The following is a 22,283-nucleotide window of genomic DNA, read 5'->3' as shown; positions in this document are numbered from 1 at the left end:
TGAGCAGGTCTATGATTTTCCGGTGATCCCCGGCTCGGTCATCTTCACGGGATCGAGCACTCTCTTCATCTCCTCGTCCGACATCAGCTTCTTCTCCCGCACGACCTCGGGAATCGTCTTCCCCGTGCGGAGGGCCTCCTTCACGACCTCGGCCCCCTTCGCGTACCCGATGTAGGGGTTCAGCGCGGTGGCGAGGCTCGGCGAGAGCTCCGCGTACCTGAGGCAGCGCTCCTCGTTGGCGGTGATCCCCTCCACGCATTTCCCGCGGAGCACGGTGACGGCGTTCTTCAGGATCTCGCCGGCGAAGCAGACCTCGAAGACCATGGTGGGCATCATGACGTTCAGCTCGAGCTGGCCGGCCTGCACCGCCATCGCCACCGCCGTCTCCGCGCCGACGACGTGAAACGAGACGATGGCCACCATCTCGAGGATCGCCGGGTTCACCTTCCCCGGCATGATCGACGACCCCGGCTGGACGGCCGGAAGGACGATTTCGGCGAGGCCGGTGATCGGCCCCGAGCAGAGAAGCCGGAGGTCATTCGTGATCCGGAGCAGCTCGAGGGCCGTCATCTTGAGGGCCGAGGCCACCGCCGCCATGGGAAGGTTCGACTGCATCGCCTCGCGCATGTCGGGGGCGGGGCGGAGGTCGAGGCCCGTCGCCTCCCGGAGGTGGCGGATCGCCGCCTCGCGGTAACCCGGCGCGGTGTTGAGCCCCGTCCCCGCCGCGGTGCCGCCGAGCCCGAGCTCTGCGGCCTGGCGGCCGGCATCCTTCAGCACCGTCCTCGATCTCCCGATCGCGCGCGCGTAGGCCGCGAACTCCTGCCCCAGCCGGATCGGCACGGCGTCCTGCAAGTGCGTGCGGCCGGACTTGAGGACCTTGTCGAACTCCACCCCCTTGAGGTCGAGGGCGCGCTCGAGGGCTGCGAGGGCGGGGTCGAGATCGCGGAGCACGAGGAGCGCCGCGACGCGCATCGCGGTCGGGTACGTGTCGTTCGTCGACTGGCCGAAGTTCACGTGATCGTTCGGGTGGACGAGCGCGTACGCACCGCGCTTGCCTCCGAGGATCTCCGCGGCGCGGTTCGCGAGCACCTCGTTCACGTTCATGTGCTGCGAGACGCCCGCCCCGGAGTGGAAGACATCCACCACGAACTGATCACGAAGATTCCCGGCGAGGATCTCGTCGCACGCGGCGACGATCGCCTCCCCCACCTTCCGGTCGAGCGCCCCCGCGCCCATGTTGGCCAGGGCCGAGGCCTTCTTCTGGTACATGTACGCGTCGACGAAGCGCGGGTGGGGCCTCAGCCCCGAGATCGGGTAGTTCTCGACGGCCCGGAGGGTCTGGATGCCGTAGTAGACCTCGGCCGGAACCTGCTTTTCCCCGAGCGAGTCCTTCTCGGTGCGCGTGGGGCTGGACATTGAGGGGTCTCTCCGATGGGGGCGGAAACGGGCGGTTTCATTGTCGGCCCTGGATCCGGGAGCGTCAAGTGGCGGGGGCTCAGCCCCCGAGCTTGTTGATCCCGTCGAGCGCCGCCACTTTGTAGCACTCGGCCAGCGTCGGGTAGTTGAAGACGGCGGAGACGAAGTAGTCGACCGTCCCCTCGAAGGCCATCACGGCCTGCCCGATGTGGACCAGCTCGGTGGCGCCGGTCCCGATGATGTGGACGCCGAGGAGCTTCCTCGTGTCGCGGTGGAAGAGAAGCTTCAGGAGGCCGGTCTGATCCCCCAGGATCTGCCCGCGCGCGATCTCCTTGTACCTCGCGACGCCGAACTCGTAGGGGACGCCCGCGGTCGTCAGCTCGTCTTCGTTTTTCCCCACCATCGACAGCTCCGGGATGGCGTAGATGCCGTACGGGAAGAGCTCAGGGACGGAGTGCACGGGCTTCCCCAGGGCGTAGCAGGCGGCGAGCCTCCCCTGCTCCGCCGACGTCGAGGCGAGCGAGGGGAAGCCGATGACGTCGCCGGCGGCGAAGATGTGCGGCACCGTCGTCCGGTAGCTGCCGTCGACCTTGAGACGCCCGCGCGGGTCGGCCTCGAGGCCGACGGCCTTGAGGTTCAGATCGGCCGTCGCGCCGATGCGCCCGGCGGAGAAGAGGACGACCTCGGTGAAGATCTGCTTCCCCGACTTCAGATGTGTGACGGCCCCCTTCGATCCGTTCTCCTCCACCGAGATGTGCTCGACCTCCTCGCCGAGGCGGAAGGTGCACCCCGTCTGGCGGAGCTGGTAGATGAGATCCTCGAGGATCTCGGTGTCGACGAACTCGAGAAGCCGCTTTCGGAGATCGACCACCGTGACCTTGCACCCGAGCGCGGCGAACATCGACGCGTACTCGATGCCGACGACGCCGCCCCCCACCACCGTCATCGTGCGCGGCAGAAACTTCATGAACATGACGCTGTCGCTGCTGAGGAGTCGCTCGCCGTCGAGCTTGATGCTCGACGGGACGGCGGGGATCGTCCCCGTCGCCACGATGATGAACCGGGCGCGGAGCACCGTGACGTCCCCCCCCGCGGCGTGCACCTCGACGGTGTGAGGGTCCCTGAACGAGGCCTCCCCCCCCATGAGCACGACGTTGTTGCGCTGGAGCTGGCTGCGGATCACGTCGATCTCGCGCGCGACCACCATGTTGCAGCGCTGGAAGAGATCGCTCGCCGTGGTGTCGGACTTCACGCGGTACGCCGCGCCGTAGAAGGCGCGCTCCCTCACGCCGGAGAGGTGCAGCACCGCCTCGCGCAGCGTCTTGCTCGGGATCGTCCCCGTGTTCACGCAGACGCCGCCGAGAACCTCCTTGCGCTCGATGACGCAGACCTTCTTGCCGAACTTCGAGGCCTGGACGGCGGCCCGCTGCCCCGCCGGGCCGCTCCCGATGACGACGAAGTCGAACTCCTGATCCTGGCCCACCTCAGCTCCTCCGATTCCAGACCATCAGCCTGGGTTCCGTCATCTCCTCAATGGCGTAGCGCAATCCCTCGCGCCCTACCCCTGAGTCCTTCACGCCTCCGTACGGCATGTGGTCGACGCGGTACGTCGAGACGTCGTTGATCATCACACCCCCCACCTCGAGCGTCTCGAAGGCCCGCCACGCCTCCTCGGCGTCGCGCGTGAAGACGCCGGCCTGGAGGCCGAAGGGCGAGTCGTTCGCCGTATTCAGGGCGGCCGCGAAATCGTCGTACGCGGTCACGGTGACGACGGGGGCGAAGATCTCCTGGCAGTTCACGCGCATGTCGGGCTTCGTCCCGGTGAGGACCGTCGGCTTGAGTATCGCACCCTCGCGCTCGCCGCCGGCGAGGAGCCTCGCGCCGCCGCTCACCGCCTCGCGGACCCAGGCCTCGGCGCGCTCGGCCTCCTGCTTCGAGATCAGCGGGCCGACGTCCGTGGCTTCGTCCTGGGGATCGCCGACGTTCAGCGCTTTGACCTTGGGGAGGAGGAGTTCGAGGAAGGCCCTCTCGACCTTTCGATCGACGAGGACCCTCTGCACCGAGATGCAGCTCTGGCCGGCGTAGCCGAATCCTCCCGCGACGATTCGCTCCACTGCGTACGCGAGATCGGCCGAGGCGGTCACGACGACGGCGGCGTTCCCGCCCAGCTCGAGGGCGACCTTCTTTTTTCCGGCTCGTGCCTTGAGGTCCCATCCGACGGCGGGGCTGCCGGTGAAGGTCAGCATCTTCACGCGCGGGTCGGTGACGAAGGCGGCGACGTCGGTCGACCGGGCCGGGACGACGTTCACGGCTCCCGGCGGCGCGCCCGCCGCGAAGGCGATCTCTGCGAGAGCGCACGCGGGGGTGGGCGTCTGCGACGCGGGCTTGATCACGATGGAGTTACCGGCGGCGATCGCGGGGGCGATCTTGTGCGCGGTGAGGTTCAGCGGGAAGTTGAACGGCGTGATGCCGGCGACGAGGCCGATGGGGAAGCGGCGCGTGATGCCGAAGTGGCCGGCTCCCCACGGAACGGTGTCCAGCGGGAGGACTTCACCTCCTTGGCGCTTGGCCTCCTCGGCCGCGACCTCGAAGGTGTGGACTGTGCGCTCGGCTTCGAGGCGGGCGGCCTTCACGGGCTTGCCGGCTTCGCGCACGAGCATCCCGGCGAATTCGTCGCGGCGCTTCGCGACCTCGGCGGCGATCCTCGAGAGGATGCCGGCGCGCTCCCAGGGCGCGAGACGTCGGGTCGTCTCGAAGGCCTCGTGGGCGGAGCCCAGCGCCTCGGCGATCTCGGTGGGGCCGCCTCTTTCGCATCGCGTCACCACTTCGCCCGAGTACGGAGATCGGACCTCCGCGACATCGCGCGTCGCGCGGCTCTGGCCGTGGATGAAGGGTCGGGCGAGCAAGGGTTCCGGCATAGACTCCTGGTGAAAGCGGGGATGATATCGCGGGAGGGATGACGCGGCCAGCGACCCCGCCGGCGTCACTTCCCCGTGAGAAGCGTCTTCAGCGCGTGCACCGTCACCTGGCGCCCCATCTCGCCGATGGAGGTCGTGAGGGGGATGTCCTTGGGACAGGCGCGGACGCAGTTCTGGGCGTTGCCGCAGTCGCTGATGCCGCCCGGCCCCATCAGCGCCTCGAGCCTCTCTGCGGCGTTGCTCTGCCCCGTCGGATGCGCGTTGAAGAGGCGCGCCTGCGAGATCGCCGCCGGCCCGATGAACTCCGACCGCGCGTTGATCTGCGGGCAGACCTCGAGGCAGCATCCGCACGTCATGCACCGCGACAGGTCGTAAGCTTTCTCCTGATCGACGGGGCTCATCCTCGGGCCCGGCCCGAGATCGTACGTCCCCTGGATCGGCACCCAGCCGCGGATGCGCTTCAAATCCTCGAACATCCGGCTCCGATCCACGACGAGGTCGCGCACCAGCGGGAACTTCGTCATCGGCTGGATGGTGATCGGCTCTGTGAGCTTGTGGACCAGCGCCGAGCAGGCCTGCCTCACCTTCCCGTTGATGACCATCGTGCACGCGCCGCACACTTCCTCGAGACAATGCGAGTCCCACGCGACCGGCGAGGTCGGCTCCCCGGCGGCGGTCTTCGGCCGTTTCTGGATCTCGAGAAGGAGCGTGATGACGTTCATCATCGGCTGGCGGGGGACGTCGAACTCCTCCCACCGCGGCGCGATCTGAGGCGACTCCTGCCGCTTGATCCGGACCCTCACGCTCGCATCGGACATCAACTCACCCCTTCGCCGCGCCGGTCGCCGCCGGCCCCGCCGCCTTTTTGTCGACGTCGTACTTCCGGACGCGCAGCGGGAGGAGCGAGATGTCGACCGGCTCGTACGAGAAGACCGGGCCGCCGGCCGACCACGCCGCCTTCGTCGTCTTCAGCCACTTCGGATCGTCGCGATCGGGGAAGGCCGGCTTGTAGTGCGCGCCGCGGCTCTCGTCGCGCGCGAGGGCGCCGAGGGCGATGACGCGCGCGAGCTCGAGCATGTTGAAGAGCTGCTTCATGTAGATGAGCGACTGGTTCATCCACTGCCCCTTGTCGGGGATGCCGAGCTTGCCGAAGCGCTCCTTCAGCTCGAGGATCTTCGCGTCGGTCGCTTTCAGCTTGTCGTTCTCGCGGACGATCGAGACGTTGTTCCGCATCGTCGCCGCCAGCTCCTCGCCGAGGACGAAGGGGTTTTCGCTCCCGGACATCCCGCGGAGCCGCGTGTAGATCTCCTCCTGGCGCTTCTTCTCCGCGTCGAAGGCTCCGGCGCCGACCGCCTCGCTGCGCTTCTCGAGGCCGTTCGCGAACTTCGCCATCGCCGCCGCGGCGACCTCCCCGCCGATGATGCACGAGAGGAGCGAGTTCGCGCCGAGGCGGTTCGCGCCGTGGTACTGGTACTCGCACTCGCCGGCCGCGAAGAGGCCCGGCACGTTCGTCATGTGGTCGAAGTCGATCCAGATCCCCCCCATCGAGTAATGGTACGCGGGGAAGATCTTCATCGGCTCGTCGTGCGGGTCGTCGCCGACGAACTTCTCGTAGATCTCGAGGATGCCCCCGAGCTTGCGGTCGAGCTCCTTCCTCGGGATGTGCGTCACGTCGAGGTAGACCATGTCGGAGCCGCCGATTCCCATCCCCATGTCGCGGCAGACCTTGTAGATCGCGCGGCTCGCGATGTCGCGTGGGACGAGGTTCCCGTACGCCGGGTACATGTCCTCGAGGAAGTACCAGCGCTCGGACTCCGGGATCGACTTCGCGGAGCGCTTGTCCTTGACGTCCTTCGGGACCCAGATGCGCCCGCCCTCGCCACGAGCGGATTCCGACATGAGGCGCAGCTTGTCGGTGCCGGGGATCGCCGTCGGATGGACCTGGATGAACTCGCCGTTCGCGTAGTGGACTCCCTGCTGGTAGGCGGCCGAGGCGGCCGTGCCGGTGCAGGTCGTCGAGTTGGTGCCCCGCCCGAAGATGACGCCCGGGCCGCCCGTCGCGAGCATCACGGCGTCGGCGCGCAGCGCGTGGACCTTCATGTCGATCTGGTTGAGGGCGATGCAGCCGCGGCAGACTCCCTTGTCGTCGATGACGGCGGCGAGGAACTCCCAGAACTCGTACTTCTTCACGAGGCCGTCCACCTCGTAGCGCCGCACCTGCTCGTCGAGGGAGTAGAGCATCTGCTGCCCGGTCGTCGCGCCGGCGAAGGCGGTGCGGTGGTGCTTCGTGCCGCCGAAGCGGCGGAAGTCGAGCAGCCCTTCGGCCGTGCGGTTGAACATGACGCCCATGCGATCGAGGAGGTAGATGATCCCCGGCGCCGCATCGCACATCTTCTTCACGGGGGGCTGGTTCGCGAGGAAGTCGCCGCCGTAGACGCTGTCGTCGAAGTGCTCCCACGGGGAGTCCCCCTCCCCCTTCACGTTCACCGCGCCGTTGATCCCCCCCTGCGCGCAGACGGAGTGGGATCGCTTCACGGGGACGAACGAGAGGAGATCGACCTTGTGCCCCGCCTCGGCGAGGCGGATCGTCGTCATCAGCCCCGCGAGGCCTCCGCCCACGACGATGAACGCCGGCTTCGCCATGCTCACGCCACCCCCGTGCCCTGGGCAAGGAATCCGAAGATCGAGTTGACCCCCATCGCGAAGAGGACCACGCCCAGGGCCGCGCACGCGTACGAGGCGAGGCGCTGGCCGCGCGGGCCGACCGTGATCCCCCAGACGATGAGGAACGTCCAGAGGCCGTTGGCGAAGTGGAAGGACGCGCACGCGACCCCGACGACGTAGAAGACGACGTAGGCGGGCGACTGGAAGATGTCGTGCATGTGGCTGAAGAGGTCGTGCTTGATCGCGGGGTTGAAGGCGGCCGCGATGCGCGTCTCCCACACGTGCACGCCGATGTAGGCGACGAGGACGATCCCCGTCGCGCGCTGGAGCGCGTACATCCAGTTCCGGCCGTGCGGGTACGAGGCGACGTTGAACTGCCCCTGGTACGCGATCCAGAGGCCGTAGATCGCGTGGAACGCGATCGGCAGGCCGATGAGGAAGATCTCCATGAAGAGGACGTACGGGAGCGACGTGAGCTTCTCGACGTAGCCGTTGTAGGCGTCGCGTCCCTGCGCGGCCCACGAGTTCGAGTAGAAGTGCTCGAGGAGGAAGGCGCCGATGGGGACGACGCCTGTCAGCGAATGCACACGTCGCGCCCAGAACGAGGTCGACGCCATGGGGTTTTTCGTGCCTCCGGGAAGCTCAGAGCCGAGCTTTGCGGCCGTTCGTGACGATCGGCCGCATTATAGATCAGCCTCCGGCGGGGTGGGCGCCTCGATCGGTCGAAGCGTCAGGCCGCCTTGCTCCCCGGCTTCTCCCAGCGCGCGTCGGCGAGGTGGAGCACCTCGGGGCGCTTGCGCGTCCGGAGGTGGGACCAGACCGCCCAGAGAAGGATCAGCGCGAAGATCGACACCCCCGCGATCAGGGCGAGGTCGGTCGTCGCGATCTCCTTCGGCAGGATGCCGGCGCCATACTTGTCGACGAGCGCCGCGACGATGGCCCGGCGCCCCTTTCCGGCGACGATCATCTCCCGGATCTCGGCCTTCATCGCCAGCGTGACGGGCGAGTCGTGCTGGGCGACGGTCAACTCGGGGTGGCAGGGGGAGCGCAGTGTGACGGCGATCTCCCGCACCTGTTTCAGCACGTCCATCTCTTCGGCCGATATCTGGGGCGGCCAGGTGGCCGGCTTGGGAGCCGGCTTCGTCGCGGGGTACGCAAGCGTCGTGGCGACGACGACCGCAGCGAGCAGGACGAAGGCGCGCTTCATGACGGCCTCCTTCGGGACCAACCTTATTGATACCCAGGTCCCCGAAGGGGGCGATCGCCAACATCGTGCCAGCTGCCGGCTGGCTGTGCGCATTGGCGCACGCGCGCAGATCGCATCGAATCAGGAGGATGAACGCCACGGGCGGGTGGGTGACGTCGCGCCGTGCGCGTCGCCGTGCGGCACAGCGCGCGGGGGTGCGGGCCCGCGCGCTGACCCCCTCTACTTCTTCGCGTCGGCGTGGAGGTCGCCGCCCGTCGCCCAGCGCTTCAGGAAGACCGCGATGTCGTGGCCGACGTCCTTCGTGTCGTCGGTCAGGAACTTCACGTAATCCCCCCCGCCGAGCCCGATGCCGGAGTTCCGCATGTGCCGGAACGTCGCGAGGACCTCTCCCTTCGCGTTCTTCACCGTCCCCTCGACCCCGATGCCGCTCTTCCCGGCGCCCGGCGCGAAGGCCCGCATGATTCTCTTACCCGGATTGATGATGGTGAATCGCCCCTCGACGACGACGTCCGTCGCGCCGGGGGCGTCGGCGGTCTTCTTCGCGCCGGTGAAGGCGCCGCCGAGCTGAAGCGTGCCGACGACGGCGTCCGCGAGCATGTCGGGGGACTCGCGCTGCATCATCTTCGCGGCGTCGACGCGCTTCGGGTTGTCCCCCGACTCGGCGGTGCCGAGGTCGGCCCGGCTCGCGTCGAAGAGGCGCACGATGACGGTGGAGTCCTTGGGGAGCATGAGCGCCTTGAGATCGATCTCGTCGAGGACGCCGTCCCGGATGGTCATCGACTGCTCTTCGGCGCGGGCGGGCCGGCCGGCGAGGGTGACGACGGCGGTGGCGAGCGCCAGGGCGAGCCAGAGGGCGGGGCGTACCTTCGACATGTGAGCCTCCTGTCGGAAGAAACGTGCAACGCGCGGCGGTTGCCGACTTTTTCGGCATTGTGGTATAAGACTCGCGCCCATGGCAACCCGCGACACGGCGCCGACCGCGACCGACGAGGCGCTCCGCGCCGAGCTCAAGGCCTTCATCGTCGATCACCTCAAGCTGAGAGACGTGGACCCGGCGTCCCTCGGGGACGACGCCCCTCTGGTCGGCGGAGGGCTCGACCTCGACTCCATCGACGTCCTCGAGCTCGTCACCGGCGTCGAGAGGCGCTACGGCCTCCGCATCGAGGAGCCGGAGCTGGTCGTCAGGATCTTCACGTCGGTCGAGACCCTCGCCCGCCACATCACGGCGCACCGTGCCTCGGCCTGAGGCGATCCCCCTTTCGCGTCTTCCCCACGGCCCCGAGGCCATCCTTCTGACGGCGGCGGCCCGCGACGCCGAGGCGGGTGTCGTGCGGGGGTTCCGCGAGCGCGCCGATCACGCCCCCTCGTTGACAACGCCCGACGGCTTCCTCCCCGGCTGCCTGCTCGTCGAGCTGATGGCGCAGACCGCCGGGCTGGGGCTCCCCGAAGGGGGCGGCGCCGTCGTCGCGGCGATGACGAACGTGCGCCTGCGCCGCGAGCCCGCCTCCGCCGAGCGGGTCGACGTGAAGGCGCATCTCGATCGGCATCTCGGCGCGCTGTACGTCTTCTCGTGCCGGGCGTCGGCCTCGGGCGAGATCCTCGCCGACGGCGAGATCACGCTGAGGCGGACGTGACGCGATGATCGCCGCGCTCATCCCCGCGTACGGCGCCGCCGCGACGATCTCGAAGGTCGTCCGGGAGTCGCTCCCCCACGTCGGCGAGGTCCTCGTCGTCGACGACGGCTCGACCGACGCCTCGGGGGAGGTGGCCCGGGCGGCCGGGGCGGCGGTCGTCCGCCACGAAATGAACCTGGGGAAGGGGGCGGCGCTCGCGACCGGCTTCTCACGGCTCCTCGCGCGCGGCGCGTCGGCGATCGTCACGCTCGACGCCGACGGACAGCACGACCCCGCCGAGATCCCCGCGTTCGTGAGGGCGCGGCGCGAGAGCGCCGCCGATCTCGTCGTGGGCGCGCGCGTGGGCGCGTGGGAGGCGATGTCCGGCGCCCGGAGGTTCGGCAACCGTTTCTCGTGCGCCGCGGTCCGCTTCTTCCGCGGCCCCGCCCTCCCCGACACGCAGTGCGGATTCCGCCTCTACACGCGGGAGCTCCTCGAGGCGGTGAGCTTCCGGCGCCGCTCCTACGACGCCGAGGTCGAGATCCTCATGCTCGCCGGCCTCGACGGCTTCCGCGTCGTCCCGCTGCCCATCCGCGTCCTCGCCGCCGACGGCCGGGCGACGAGCCATTACCGCCCCTGGCTCGACACGTACAGGATGTGCCGGACGGTGGTCGTCGCGTGTCTATCGTCTTCTCATCGAGGAGCCCATGCACAAGCTGACCGAGACCGAGTGGATCTGGCGTGACGGCAAGTTCATCGCGTGGGGGGAGGCTCAGGTCCACGTCCTCTCGCACTCGATGCAGTTCGGCTCGGCGGCCTTCGAGGGGATGCGCTGCTACGCGACGCCGAAGGGCCCGGCCATCTTCCGGCTGGGCGATCACCTGAAGCGCCTCGTCAACTCGTGCAAGATCTACCGCATCGAGATCCCCTACTCGATCGACGATCTCGCCGCCGCCTGCTGCCGCCTCGTCGAGCTGAACCGCATGGACTCGTGCTACATCCGGCCGATGGTCGTGAGAGGGTACGGCGCGGCGAGCATGATCCCCTTCGCCAGCCCGATCGAGGTCTACCTCCCCTGCTGGCCGTGGGGGGCGTACCTCGGCGACGACGCGCTCAAGAACGGTGTGGACGCCTGCGTCTCGAGCTGGCACAGGATGGCGCCGAACACGCTTCCCGCCGCCGCGAAGATCGCGGGGAACTACCTGGGGGGGCAGCTCATCAAGCTCGAGGCGCTCGCGAACGGCTTCGCCGAGGCGATCGCCCTCGGCCCCGGCGGGATGTTGAGCGAGGGGTCGGGGCAGAACCTCTTCCTGGTGATCGACGGCGCGCTCCATTCGCCCCCGATCGACGGCACGATGCTCCCCGGGATCACGCGCTCGACGATCCTCGCGCTCGCGGGCGACGCGAAGATCCCGGTGATAGAGCAGGCGATGCCGCGCGATCTCCTCTACACCGCCGACGAGGTCTTCCTGACGGGGACCGCCTCCGAGGTCACGCCCGTCCGGAGCGTCGACAAGATCCCGGTCGGCGCCGGGCGCCCCGGGCCCGTCACGCTCGAGCTCCAGCGCCGCTACCTCGCGACGGTGAAGGGGGAGGCGCCCGATCCGCGCGGGTGGCTGACGTACGTGAGGAGCGGGGTCGCCCCGGCTGTGACCTGAGCGACCCCTCCGCTCATTTCGCGCGCCGCCAGACGCTGAGCGACCAGCCGGTCCCCTTCTTCCCGTCGAAGCGCGTCGGGCGCGGCTCCCCGGCGGGGGCCATGCAGAACTCGGCCCTTCCCAAGTCGACGCGCGCGATGGCGCGCTGGATCTTTCCCGCCTGCATCCCTGCCGCGTGGAGGTAATCGATCTCCCACGGCTCCTTCGACGTGTCGACGCGCGTGAGGCCGTCGAGGATCGGCGGCCCGCCGAAGGTGACGAGGGTGTGGTTGCCGGTCACGACGCGCTTGCCGTACTTCAGCATCTCCGCGGGCAGCGCCTGCCCGTCGAGGATCACCGACTCGGGGCGCCACGAGCCCGAGAGGGGGGCGAGAAGCTCGGGGGGGCTCGGCTCGAAGGGGGTGACCGCCTTCTCGGGGTCCAGCTTCAGGGCGCCGCTGCGCCGCCGCACGAGCGTCTCGAGCGCGTGGCCGGATCCCGGGGCCGTCGCGAATCTCACCGGGCGCTTCGCACCGGTGAGGCCGAGGCAGATCGTCAGGGAGTCCCTCGAGAGCTCGTAGATCCCGTACGACCAGTTTCCCGCCTCGGGGCCCGCCACGAACTCGATGTCGATGTGGTGCGGCTCGACCTCGACGTCGATGTTGAAGACACCCTCGTAGATCGCGTCGGGGGACTCGGTCCGGAAGAGATCGCCGTCGATCACCAGGCGCGATGAACCGAGCATCGCCCGCGGCACGGCCGACCCTTCGATCTCCAGGCTCGCGAACTCCCAGACTCCTTCCAGCTCCCGGAGCTGCGAGACGTGCCGCGCCAGCTTCGGCCAGCTCTCGAAGCCGGACTTCCGTGCGATCGCCGACTGCGCGTCGGCGAGGCGCAGCCCGGCCTTGAGGATCTGGGCGGTCGTCATCACGCCCGCGGAGGGAAGGTTCTTCTTGAACTCGCGGGCAGCCGCCTCGTCGCCTTCATTCAGGGACGCGAGCAGCGCCTTCGCCTGGCGGCGAAGGTGATCGAGATTCGGTCTTGCGGGAAGCTTCCTGGCCATGATTCACCCCATGCTTTGCGCCCTGGGTCCGCAATCGGGCGGCACGGAGGTGATGAGAGGGGCCGCAACTTCCTTCCAGCCGGGTTCCATTCTACGGAACGGGCTCGGCGCGCGTCAAACCGCTTTCTTCAGCCTTCTGACCGCACGTTTCGGGCGCGCCCTGGCGAGATCGTGAAGCGCCTGGAGATTGATCCAGAACTGCGGCGTCGTTCCGAGCGCCTGGGCGAACAGCCATGCCGTCTCGGGAGTGACTCCGCGCTTGCCACGGATGATCTCGTTCACCCTCTGGAGCGACACCCCGATGTGCTGCGAGAACGCCACCTGAGTGATCCCGAGGGGCTCGAGGAACTGTCCGAGCAGAATTCGACCCGGGTGTGTCGGAACGCGATGCGTTGGAATCATCAGGGTACCGTCCTCTTCAGTTCAGTCATGGTCGACGAGCCGGGAATGTCTCAGATGCGTTGAGCACATCGAGCTGTTCCACGGCGGCCTGGCGAACTTTCGGAGGATAGCACTGTTGCACGGTAATCATGCAATGTCCCGTCCCCGGACTCGTTCCCTGTCGGAGACGCCGTCCTTCGGCCCCGCCAGCAAAAGCGGCACGACGATCAGCGCCGCGAGCAGCGTGTACCCGGCCCCCGCGACCACCGTGAACCCGAGCGACCTGAGTCCCGCGAGATCGGCCGACAGCAACGCCGCGAAGCCGGCGAGCGTCGTGAGGCCGGTGACGAGGACGGCCGGCCCCGCGCCGGCGAGGGCGGCGCGCGGGTCTCCCCCTTCGGCGCGCCAGCGGTCCACGAGGTAGACGCCGAAGTCCACCCCCAGGCCGAACACGACGGGCATCCCCATCAGCGACATCAGGTTCAGCTCGACGCCCAGAAGCCGCGCCGTGCCGAGCATCCAGATCGTTCCGATCGCCACTGGCAGGAGCGTGAGGGCCGACGCCCGAACGCGCCGGAAGGCGGCGAGCATCAACGCGGCGATCACGACGGCGACGATCCACGCGGCGCGGCGGAAGTCCTCGGCGAGGACCCGGCTCAGGTCCGACGCGACGAGGGCGATCGACGCGATGCGCACGCCGCCGGCGCGCGCGCGGATGTCGGCCGCGATGGCCGCGGCGGAGGCCTGATCCTCGAAGAAGATCGTCGTCGAAGGGGCGCCGGAGCGCGACGCGCCGGGCTCGACCGCGACCGACGGGAAGTCGGCGTAGCGGAGCGCGGCGTCCGTGAACGGGGCGAAGAACGACGCGTTCATTCCCGCGGCGCGCGCCTCGTCCTCGAGCGTCGCCACCGCCGCCTCCCATGGGAGGGTCGACGATTTCTCGAAGCGGGCGCGCTGGACCGGCGCGGGCGGCGTCGGCAGCGCGGCGCTCTCGCACGCGGTGATGCGGCGGGCGGCCACGCTCTCGCGGCAGAAGTCCGCGATCGCCCCGGCGTCCCCGCCCATGATCGCCATCGACTCGGACGCGCCCCCGGCGCCGAAAGGGGCGAGCACGCGCGTCATCCCCGCGGCGGCCGGATCTTCCCCGCGGATCGACCGGAGATCGGTGGAGACGCCGACCCCGAATCCCGCGACGAGCATCGCCGCGGTGAGCGCGCCCATGCCGAGGAGAACGGATCGCCGCCGCTCCGCCGCCTTGTCGTACGCGCGGAGCAGCGCCGCCACGGGCAGCCGGATCGACGGAGCCGGCGCCCGCGCCTCCCGCTCGCCGAGAAGGGCGAGCGCCGCGGGGAAGAAGAAGATCACGCCGACGAGGAGCGTCGCCATCCCGATCGCGCCGATGACGCCCAGCTCCGCCAGGCCGCGGAACCTCACGAACGACAGCGAGAGGAACGCCGCCGCGGTGGCAAGCGTCGCGACGACGGCCGCCGGCCCGGTGGCGCGGAGCGCCGCCGCCACGGAGTCGCGCGGCGCGAGGCCCGCGGCGCGCTCCTCCCGCTCGCGCAGGTAGATGTGCAGCATCGCGTCGTCGCCGATGCCGAGGAGAACCGCCGCGAAGCAGACGGTGACCATGTTGAGGTGCCCGGGATGGATCGCGGCGAGGCCGAGCGTCCACACCGTGGCCATCACGAGCGGGACGAGGATGGCGAGCCAGAGCGCCGGGCGCCGGATGACGAAGAGATAGATGAGGCCCACGCCGGCGAAGGAGAAGAGGCTCGTGAAGGCGGCGTCGTGCCGCACGCGCCTCTCGTCCTCGAGCGCGAAGAGGTGGCCGCCCGCGTGATCGAAGACGAGATCCGCGCCCCCGGGGAGGGTGCGCACGTTCGACTCGATCGTCGCGACGGTCGCCATCAGGCGTCGGCTGAAGTCGATCTCGGTCGGCGGCGCGGAGGGCTCCGCGACGATCATGAGGCGGCGGCCGTCCTTCGAGAGGAAGAGCCCCGACTCCGGATCGGGGCGGAAGGCGCCGCCGCCTTCCGGCGCGCCGAGGACGGTGAGCAGCCCCAGGGGATCCCGGGCCGCGAAATCCTCGATGGGACCCCCGAACCCGGGGAGGGTCGCGCGGCGTCCGATCGCGGCGACCGCCTCGCGGATCGCCGAAGGGGTGAGCCGCTCGGCGAGCGCGTCGATCCTGCCGGGGTCGACGAGCACGGGAAGGTGCTCGATCCCGAAGCGGCCGAGGCGATCGAGATCCTCCTCGTCGACGCCGTAGCGGACGTCGCGCACGAGGCCGGAGGCGCGCAGCTCGGCGGCTAACTCCTCGGCCGCGCCGGCCAGCACCTCCGCGTCGTCTCCCGACGCCGTCCGCCTCCCCATCGAGATGAAGAGTCGATCGAGCGTCCCGCCGGAGGCGAGGAAGGCGCGCAGGTCATCGGCCGACGCCGTCCCGCGCGGCAGCAGGTCGGTGATCGACGTCTCGAGCCGGATGGAAAGGCTCGAGGCGAAGAGAGCCGCGCTCACCAGGAGGTACGCCGCGATCACCGCCCCGCGATGATCGGCGGCGAAGCGCGCGAGCCGCCCGAGGATCCCGCTCAACGCCCGAGCCCGGCGCCGCGCCTCTCGCGGTAGAATGCCGCGCGATGCCCCTTCTTCCCCGTGTCGCGGCCGCGTCGCATCTCGTCGCGCTCGGCGCGCTCGCCATTCCCGCCGCGCGCTGGCCCGCGCTCGCCGCGTGGGGGGTGGTGCAGGCCGGGATCACCGCGGAGATCCTCCGCCCCGGGAGCGCCCTCCTCGCCAGGAACGTGCGCCGCGCCGAGGGGGAGCCGGACCGGGTCGCCCTCACCTTCGACGACGGGCCGCGCGACGGCGAGACGGAGCTGCTCCTCGAGAGGCTCGACGCGGGGCGGGTGAAGGCCACCTTCTTCCTCGTGGGGCGCCGCGCCGCGGCGCACCCGAACCTCGTGAAGAAGATCGACGCCGCCGGCCACACGATCGGGAACCACACGCTCACGCACCCGAAGAGATGGTCCGTGATGACGCGGCGCGGCGCGCACGTGGAGGTGGGAGGCGCCCAGGCGATCCTCGGGAGCCTCACGGGGAAGCCGCCGGCGTGGTTCCGGCCGCCGATGGGTCACAAGAACCTCCACCTCGCCGAGATCCTCGAGGCGTACGGGCTGAAGCAGGCCACGTGGTCGGTGCGCTCGTACGACACCGTGTCGCGCGACGCGGCGCGCGTGACGCGGCGCGTGGCGGCGCGCCTGCGCGGCGGGGACATCGTCCTCTTCCACGAGGGGATCGAGGGGCGGCATGGCGGCGGCCCCCTGTCGCTCTCGTGGATCGACGCGATGCTCGCCGTCGTCCGCGCGAAGGGGCTCGCCGCCGTCAGCCTCGAGTCTCTTCTGACACCGCCTCTCGAAGCGCCTCGCGCTCCGCGCCTTGAAGCCCGAGATGGACGAGGCCCGAGAGCCCCGTCGTCCCGACGAAGCTGAGGACGTTGAAGGCGAGCGGCACGCCGAGGAGGCAGGCCGGCACGAACCCCGCGGCGGCGGCGTAGTTCACCGCCCCCATCTCGCGTCGCCCCTCCTGGGTGCCGAGGCGCTGGTAGTAGCGGCCGACGATCGCGTAGACCTCGCCCAGCATCCCGGTGAAGCCGATCTCCTTCCCCGCCGCGGCGCACCGCCCCTCCTTCACCGAGGCGAGCCACTCCCCCTTCGTGTCGCCGGCGGCGACCGTCACGTACGAGCCGAGCGTCCCGAGGCCGTGCGCATCGCTTCCACCCACTCCCACCGACGGCAGGCCCCGGCGCCTCCCGTACTCGACCATGCGCGAGACGGTCCGGTTCTGCGCGACGGGAAGCGTGGCGTTCCCCACCTCGACGTGCGTGAAGAGGGAGAGGACCTCCTCGACGTACTTCATCGGCGCGCGCTGGAGCCGGTAGCTCTGCAGCGGATGGTTGAGGACGTGCGGGAGCCCCTTCGCGCGCAGCCAGCCGACCAGCTCGCGGACGTCGGGCCTGAGGTGCGTGATGTCGCGGTGCGCCGCCTCGTCGAGACCGAAGACGTTGACGTGGATCCACTGCCCGGTCTCGGGAAACCAGGTCTCGACCTCCTCGCCGACGATGACCGTCGGCTCGAGGTCGGGGCGGCGCGCGAGGAGATCGAGGGCGCCGTCGAGAGTGTCGTGGTCGGTGATCGCGACGTAGTCCATCCCGAGGGCGCGGCACCGCTCGTAGACCTTGAGGGGGTCGTTGTACGAGTCGCGGGCCCTGAGGATCTTGAGATGCCGGAAGTTCGAGAATACCGTGTGGAGATGAAGATCGACCTTCCTCAGGCCCTTCGTCGGCAAGCGCTCCTCCGGGGGACGCGCGTCGAGTTTCGCGGAAAAACGCGCGATGGTAGCACGCCCCGCGCGGCAGGGTCGGCCGCCTGAACGCGCTCCGGAAGGCGATCGATCGCCTCGCGCGCGCCGGGAAGTCGCGCCCGGCCCTGCGGGCGCGCCCCGGCGGAGCGTGGATCACGGTCGGGGATCTCCTGCGCCGCGCCCGGGAGGCGCGGGCGGAGCTCGACGCCGCCGGGGTGAGGCGCGGCGACGTCGTGATGGCCCCCCTCGGCACCCGCCCGGCCTTCTTCGCCGCCACCTTCGCCGTCTGGGAGAAGGAGGCGGTCTTCCTTCCCGTGGACGAAAGCGCGACGGCCGCCGAGATCGACGCTTTCCGCCGCACCTTCCGCCCCGCGGCGATCCTCACCTTCCGCGAGGGGCGCCTCCGCGTCGAGCGCGGCTCGACAAATCCGCTCCGCTTTCCCGGCGCCGCGATGATCCGGCTCACGAGCGGCACGACCGGAGCGCCGCGCGGCGCCCTCGTCACGCCGGCGCAGGCGATCGCCGACGGCCGGGCGATCCTCGCCGCCACCGGCCTCCGCCCCGGGGACGCGAGCATCGCCGCCGTTCCCCTGGGGCACGCCTACGGCTTCGGCAACATCGTCATGCCGCTCCTCCTCCAGGGGACCCCCGCGATTCTCCTCGAGCGTCCCCTCCCCTCCCTCGTGCTCCGGGCCCTGCGCTCGCGCCGCCCCGTCCTCCTGTCGGCCGTCCCCTACCTTATTGATCTCCTGTCGCGGCACCCCGGCGCCGGCGCCTCGCCGCTCCGACTGCGAGGATGCGTCTCGGCGGGGGCGCCGCTCCAGGCGAAGAGCGCGGCGGCCTTCCGCGAGCGCTTCGGCGTTCCGGTCTGGGTCCTCTACGGCACGACGGAGGCGGGGGCGATCGCGTTCGACAGCGAGGAGGGCGCGGGCGAGACGGAGGGGCGCGTCGGCCGGCCCGTCCGCGGCGTCACTCTCACGCTCGATCGAAGGGCGCGGCGCCTCGTCGTCGAGGGCCCCGCCGTCTGCGCCGGCTACGTCCCCGCCCCCTCGAGCGATCTCGCCGGCGGGAGATTTCGTACCGCAGACCTCGCGAGGATCGACGAGGCCGGGCGCGTCCACCTCACGGGGCGCCTCTCGTCGCTGGTGAACGTCTCGGGGCGCAAGGTGAACCCCCGGGAGGTCGAGCTCGCGCTCCTCTCCCTCGAGAACGTGGATGACGCGGTCGCACTGGGTGTGCGCGACACGCTCCGCGGCGAGACGCTCGCGGCCTGGGTCGTGGCGCGGCGCGGGGCGAACCCCGAGTCGATCCGCGCCGCCCTGTCGGTGAGGCTGTCGGGGCACAAGGTGCCGAGAGCCATCCGCCTCGTCGGGAAGATCCCGCGCACCCGCCGCGGGAAGATCAATCGCCTCAAGCTCCTGACGGGGAAATGACGGCGGCGCCCGTCGCGCCTCCCCAGGACCCGGCGCTGACGAGGACGTGCCCGCCGCGGCGCCTCGCGAGGATCACCGCTGCGGCGATCGCGATGCCTCCCGCCCCGGCGAAATCCCCGACGACGCGGTGCACGTCCACGATCTCGGCGCGCCCCCGCGCGGTGAGGATGCCGTCGAGCGCGGAACGTTCGGCGCGCGCCGCAGGCGATGGAGGGGCCTGAATCACGATCGCCGCGAGCGGAGGGAGGGAGCCCTCGGCAGCGGCAGCCTGCGCCAGCGCGCGATCGCACGGCGCACCCCACGCCCGGGGATCGTGGCTCCAGTCCGTCGGCGACGCGGCGGGATCGCCGGCGAGCGCCGTGCCTGAGACCGCGCCGCGAACCTTCGCTCCCGTCTCCCGAGCCGTCTCCTCCCCCTCGAGGACGAGCGTCGCCACCCCCTCGCCGGCGTGGAGCGGCCGCCCGCCCCGCACGGCGAGGCGCGAGAAGAGCTCGATCAGGACGTCGGGCATCAGCTCGAAGGCCGCGACGTAGGCGCGGTCGATCCTCCCCGACTCGATCGCGCGCCGCGCCTCGTCGAGGGCGGCGATCATCGAGACGTCCCCCGAGGTGAATCCGAAGCTCGGGCCGCGCGCGTCGAGGGCCATCGTGGCGTGGCCGAGGGGAGCGCTCGCGAGCGATTCCGCGAAAAGGGCCGGGCTCGCGGCGGCCATCCCGTCCTGGAGGATCCCGCGGAGGTAGTCGCACGTCACGCTCAGCGATCCGAAGGCGCTGCCGAGGAAGGTGCCGGTGCGCTCGGGCGGGACCGGCCGCGCGGCGCAGCCGGCGTCGGCGGCGGCAGCGAGAAAAGATGCCGTGACGACCCGGCTCTCCGCGGACATCCGCCGCGCGGCTCCTCCCTTGAGCGCGCGCTCCGGATCGAACCCCGCCATCCTCGCCACGCGGCCGCCGAGGGGCTCCCCCTTCACGAGCGCCGCCTCGAGCGCCGACGTCCCCTCCCCCGCCGCGCAGGCGACGTGAAGGCCGGTCACGACGACGCGGCTCACGCCCCCTCCCGCGCCGACGCGAAAAGAAGCACGACGTTGCCGCCGCCGAAGCCGAAGCTGTTCGAGAGGGCGAAGCCAATCGTCGCCGGGCGCGCCGACCCCGCGACGAGATCGACGCCGCCGAGGCCTTCCGGATCCTCGAGCCCCGCCGTCGCCGGGACCGCGCCGTTCAGGATCGAGAGGATCGTGATGACCGCCTCGACGGCACCGCTCCCGCCCAGCAGGTGCCCGTGCATCGACTTCGTCGAGCTGACCGCCGGGCGCGGTGGCGCGCCGAAGACCTCCTCGATCGCCCTCGCCTCCGCGGCGTCGTTGACCGGCGTCGCCGTCCCGTGCGCGTTCACGCACGCGATCGAATGGGCGCCGACGCCGGCGCGCGCGAGCGCCTCGCGCATCGCCGCCGCCATGCCGCGCCCCTCCGGATGCGACGCCGTCATGTGGTGCGCGTCGCACGTCGCGCCGTGATCGAGGATCTCCGCGAGAGGGCGCACGCCGCGCGCGCGGGCGTGCGCCCACGCCTCGAGGACGAGAATCCCGGCCCCCTCGCCGAGCGTCAGCCCGCGCCGCGAGCGATCGAACGGCCGGCACCCGACAGGATCCATCAGGCGCAGCGAGCCGAACCCCGAGTACGTGAGGCGGCAGAGCGAGTCCCCGCCCCCCGCGATCATCCCGGCGGCGTCGCCGTCCCGCACGCGCGCCGCCGCCGAGGCGATGGCCCCCGCCGACGACGAGCAGGCCGTCGTGTTGGTGAGGCGCGGGCCGCGCAGCGAGAAGCGCGCCGCCATTGCGTCGGTGAGCGCGGAGCCGGGAAGCCGCAAGGCCGGGCCCGCGGAGGGAGCCACGCGCCGGCCGGCGCTCCGCTCGACGAATCGCCTCTCGTACCAGGTCTCCGCCTCGAGCATGCCGCCGTTCGACGTTCCGATCGCGACGCCGAAACCGCCGAGGGCGTCGCTTCCCGTGAGCCCCGCGCTCGCGGCCGCCTCGTCGGCGGCGGCGAAGAGGAACTTCTCGATACGCGTCCTCCCCGGCACGCGCGTCTCGGCGGGAATCTCCTTCACCCCCGCGACGGGAACGGCCGGCACCCCCGACGTGTCGAAGAGGGTGACGGCTCCGAACCCTCGCCGCCCCGAGGCGATCGCCTCCCACACGGCGTCGACTCCCCGTCCGAGGGAGCACAGGACGCCGAGCCCCGTGACGGCGACGCGGTGTCCTGCCGGCGCGTCACGCACGGCGCGGTTCTCCCCACACGTCGTAGAAGTTGAACCACTGCTCCGGATGGCGCGCGATGAGCGTCTCCATCTCCGCCGCGAGCCTCTCGACTCCGCCCGCCGTCGCGTCGAGCGCGTCGCCGCAGACGAACCGGTACGTCCGGGGTCCTTCGATGACCGCCACCGCCGTCAGGATCGGCGCGCCGGAGGCGCGGGAGAGATCCCACGGCCCCGCGGGGATCGCGACGTCCCCGCCGAAGAGCGTCACGTGCGCCGTGCGCTCGCCGTACGCCCGGTCGGCCTGGAGCGCGACGATCTCCCCGCGCCGCAGCGCCGCGAGCAGCTCGACGCCGAGCCACGCCGAATCCCCGGGGTGGACGATGCGGATCCCCGCCGCCTCTCTCACCGCGGCAGCATGCCGCGCCGCTTCCTCATCCTCGCGCCGCATCACGACCGTCACGGGGATGCCGAGGCGCGCGAGAAGGACGAGGGCGAGGTCCCATTGCCCGAGGTGCACGCCGGCGAGGATGAGCCCCTTCCCCGCGGCGAGCGCGGCGCGCAGAGTCCTGAGGGCGTCGTCGGTGCCGGCGATGCGTGCGGCGAGGTCGTCGGGGGTTCGCGCGTGCGGCGGCATCTCGGTGTAGGCGACGAGGAAGCGGCTGTAGTTGAGGAAGAGCCGGTACGTCGCCGCGAGGCTCCTCGCGCCGCGCTCGCCGGTGATGCGCTCGACGTTTCTCTTCGCGGCGCGCCGCTCGTTCCCCATCGCGAGAAAGAAGACCGTCGTGACGGCGTGGTGGATCGGCGCGCGGAGCGGGGCGGGGACGCGGGGCATGACGCCGAGGATCAACCGCCACGATCGATCGGTGTTGAAGGGGTGCGTGTACCAGCGCGCTTCCCGGGTCCCGGCCATGGCGGGGGATCGTAACACGGGAGGGGGTGGGGGGCGGGGACCGGGGAAGCGTCGATGACCGCGATGCGCAACGCAGGGGTGCTCACTCGAGGATTCGGAGCACGTGGTCGGGCGGGAGATCGTTCGCGTGGGCACACAATGGGACATTCTGGGACATTGACTAACAATCGTAACCTGTCGAGCGTGATTCGAACTCGCTTAGAGGTTCAGGTTACAAGTGCGATTTACCGACAAGATTTTTGTTGACGAGGATCACGAAGTGTAGTACCAAACAGAGCACATCGACCGCCACACCTGTCCAAGATCGGTTTGAGGAATCCCCCGGATGCGGCATCATCTCGTCTGACGAGGACGATAGTGATGACACCGCAACCCGGAGGACGGCCCTATGGTACGCGTGGCGAGCCTGTTCAGCCAGACCCTGTCTCT

General features: G+C 70.5%; 21 protein-coding genes. 6 read left to right on the top strand and 15 right to left on the bottom strand.

What is annotated here, in order from left to right; genetic code table 11:
• Positions 1-9: 9 nt before the first annotated feature.
• The 8 genes from HY049_00875 to HY049_00840 form a co-directional block, all read right to left on the bottom strand.
• Positions 10-1,416 carry an aspartate ammonia-lyase gene (locus HY049_00875; GenBank protein MBI3447462.1) on the bottom strand — a complete coding sequence of 469 codons (1,407 nt, stop codon included), beginning with the start codon at positions 1,414-1,416 and terminating at the stop codon, positions 10-12.
• A gap of 79 nt (positions 1,417-1,495) precedes the next feature.
• Positions 1,496-2,914 (bottom strand): Si-specific NAD(P)(+) transhydrogenase, encoded by a 1,419-nt coding sequence (gene sthA, locus HY049_00870; protein MBI3447461.1) that lies wholly within the window; start codon positions 2,912-2,914, stop codon positions 1,496-1,498.
• Positions 2,901-4,334: an aldehyde dehydrogenase family protein gene (locus tag HY049_00865; GenBank protein ID MBI3447460.1), complete on the bottom strand. Its 1,434-nt coding sequence runs from the start codon at positions 4,332-4,334 to the stop codon at positions 2,901-2,903. Before HY049_00865 ends, sthA begins: the two co-directional genes overlap by 14 nt.
• A 65-nt stretch (positions 4,335-4,399) precedes the next feature.
• On the bottom strand, positions 4,400-5,152 hold the full coding sequence (sdhB, locus tag HY049_00860; GenBank protein ID MBI3447459.1) for a succinate dehydrogenase iron-sulfur subunit: 753 nt from the start codon (positions 5,150-5,152) through the stop codon (positions 4,400-4,402).
• A 4-nt stretch (positions 5,153-5,156) separates the two neighbouring features.
• Positions 5,157-6,977, bottom strand: coding sequence for a succinate dehydrogenase flavoprotein subunit (sdhA, locus tag HY049_00855; protein MBI3447458.1), 1,821 nt, complete (start codon positions 6,975-6,977; stop codon positions 5,157-5,159).
• A gap of 2 nt (positions 6,978-6,979) precedes the next feature.
• Positions 6,980-7,615: a succinate dehydrogenase cytochrome b558 subunit gene (locus HY049_00850; GenBank protein ID MBI3447457.1), complete on the bottom strand. Its 636-nt coding sequence runs from the start codon at positions 7,613-7,615 to the stop codon at positions 6,980-6,982.
• Positions 7,616-7,728: 113 nt separating this feature from the next.
• Positions 7,729-8,205 (bottom strand): cytochrome c-type biogenesis protein CcmH, encoded by a 477-nt coding sequence (locus HY049_00845; protein MBI3447456.1) that lies wholly within the window; start codon positions 8,203-8,205, stop codon positions 7,729-7,731.
• Positions 8,206-8,424: 219 nt separating this feature from the next.
• On the bottom strand, positions 8,425-9,078 hold the full coding sequence (locus HY049_00840; GenBank protein MBI3447455.1) for a DUF4410 domain-containing protein: 654 nt from the start codon (positions 9,076-9,078) through the stop codon (positions 8,425-8,427).
• A gap of 79 nt (positions 9,079-9,157) precedes the next feature.
• Between HY049_00840 and HY049_00835 the strand changes: the two genes are divergently transcribed.
• Genes HY049_00835 through HY049_00820 form a run of 4 tightly spaced genes read left to right on the top strand, consistent with a single transcriptional unit; the run spans position 9,158 to position 11,476 of the window.
• The gene (locus HY049_00835) at positions 9,158-9,451 is read left to right on the top strand and encodes an acyl carrier protein (protein MBI3447454.1); all 294 of its coding nucleotides are present in this window, start codon (positions 9,158-9,160) and stop codon (positions 9,449-9,451) included.
• Entirely contained in the window at positions 9,438-9,839 is a 402-nt protein-coding gene (locus tag HY049_00830; GenBank protein ID MBI3447453.1) for a hypothetical protein, read from the top strand. Before HY049_00835 ends, HY049_00830 begins: the two co-directional genes overlap by 14 nt.
• A gap of 4 nt (positions 9,840-9,843) precedes the next feature.
• The gene (locus HY049_00825; GenBank protein ID MBI3447452.1) at positions 9,844-10,563 is read left to right on the top strand and encodes a glycosyltransferase family 2 protein; all 720 of its coding nucleotides are present in this window, start codon (positions 9,844-9,846) and stop codon (positions 10,561-10,563) included.
• Complete coding sequence (locus HY049_00820) at positions 10,526-11,476, top strand: branched-chain amino acid transaminase (protein MBI3447451.1); 951 nt, start codon at positions 10,526-10,528, stop codon at positions 11,474-11,476. The genes HY049_00825 and HY049_00820 overlap by 38 nt, the downstream gene beginning before the upstream one ends.
• Positions 11,477-11,489: 13 nt before the next feature.
• Here the strand turns inward: HY049_00820 and HY049_00815 are convergent, their stop codons facing one another.
• The 3 genes from HY049_00815 to HY049_00805 form a co-directional block, all read right to left on the bottom strand.
• A complete protein-coding gene (locus HY049_00815; GenBank protein ID MBI3447450.1) occupies positions 11,490-12,518 on the bottom strand; it encodes a TIGR03067 domain-containing protein in 1,029 nt (342 codons plus the stop codon).
• Positions 12,519-12,632: 114 nt separating this feature from the next.
• Positions 12,633-12,920, bottom strand: coding sequence for a HigA family addiction module antidote protein (locus HY049_00810; GenBank protein MBI3447449.1), 288 nt, complete (start codon positions 12,918-12,920; stop codon positions 12,633-12,635).
• Between the two features lie 126 nt (positions 12,921-13,046).
• Positions 13,047-15,494, bottom strand: coding sequence for an MMPL family transporter (locus HY049_00805; protein MBI3447448.1), 2,448 nt, complete (start codon positions 15,492-15,494; stop codon positions 13,047-13,049).
• A gap of 44 nt (positions 15,495-15,538) precedes the next feature.
• Between HY049_00805 and HY049_00800 the strand changes: the two genes are divergently transcribed.
• Complete coding sequence (locus HY049_00800) at positions 15,539-16,387, top strand: polysaccharide deacetylase family protein (GenBank protein MBI3447447.1); 849 nt, start codon at positions 15,539-15,541, stop codon at positions 16,385-16,387.
• Here HY049_00800 and HY049_00795 read toward each other — a convergent pair.
• Positions 16,281-17,243: a PHP domain-containing protein gene (locus HY049_00795; protein ID MBI3447446.1), complete on the bottom strand. Its 963-nt coding sequence runs from the start codon at positions 17,241-17,243 to the stop codon at positions 16,281-16,283. The two genes, HY049_00800 and HY049_00795, sit on opposite strands and share 107 nt — an antisense overlap.
• A 230-nt stretch (positions 17,244-17,473) precedes the next feature.
• On the opposite strand from HY049_00795, the gene HY049_00790 reads away from it, so the two are divergent.
• Positions 17,474-18,691, top strand: a complete 1,218-nt coding sequence (locus tag HY049_00790; GenBank protein ID MBI3447445.1) for an acyl--CoA ligase — start codon at positions 17,474-17,476, stop codon at positions 18,689-18,691.
• On the opposite strand, the gene HY049_00785 is transcribed toward HY049_00790, so the two are convergent.
• From HY049_00785 to HY049_00775, 3 genes are read right to left on the bottom strand one after another with little or no spacing between them, the layout of a single operon-like run.
• Positions 18,669-19,736, bottom strand: a complete 1,068-nt coding sequence (locus HY049_00785) for a hypothetical protein (protein ID MBI3447444.1) — start codon at positions 19,734-19,736, stop codon at positions 18,669-18,671. The genes HY049_00790 and HY049_00785 overlap by 23 nt on opposite strands.
• Positions 19,733-20,965, bottom strand: coding sequence for a beta-ketoacyl-[acyl-carrier-protein] synthase family protein (locus HY049_00780; protein ID MBI3447443.1), 1,233 nt, complete (start codon positions 20,963-20,965; stop codon positions 19,733-19,735). The genes HY049_00785 and HY049_00780 overlap by 4 nt, the downstream gene beginning before the upstream one ends.
• Entirely contained in the window at positions 20,958-21,854 is an 897-nt protein-coding gene (locus HY049_00775) for a lysophospholipid acyltransferase family protein (GenBank protein ID MBI3447442.1), read from the bottom strand. Before HY049_00775 ends, HY049_00780 begins: the two co-directional genes overlap by 8 nt.
• Positions 21,855-22,283: the final 429 nt, after the last annotated feature.

Source organism: Acidobacteriota bacterium, from assembly GCA_016195325.1.
Classification (GTDB): domain Bacteria; phylum Acidobacteriota; class Polarisedimenticolia; order JACPZX01; family JACPZX01; genus JACPZX01.
This window is presented reverse-complemented; position numbering and strand designations above follow the sequence as displayed.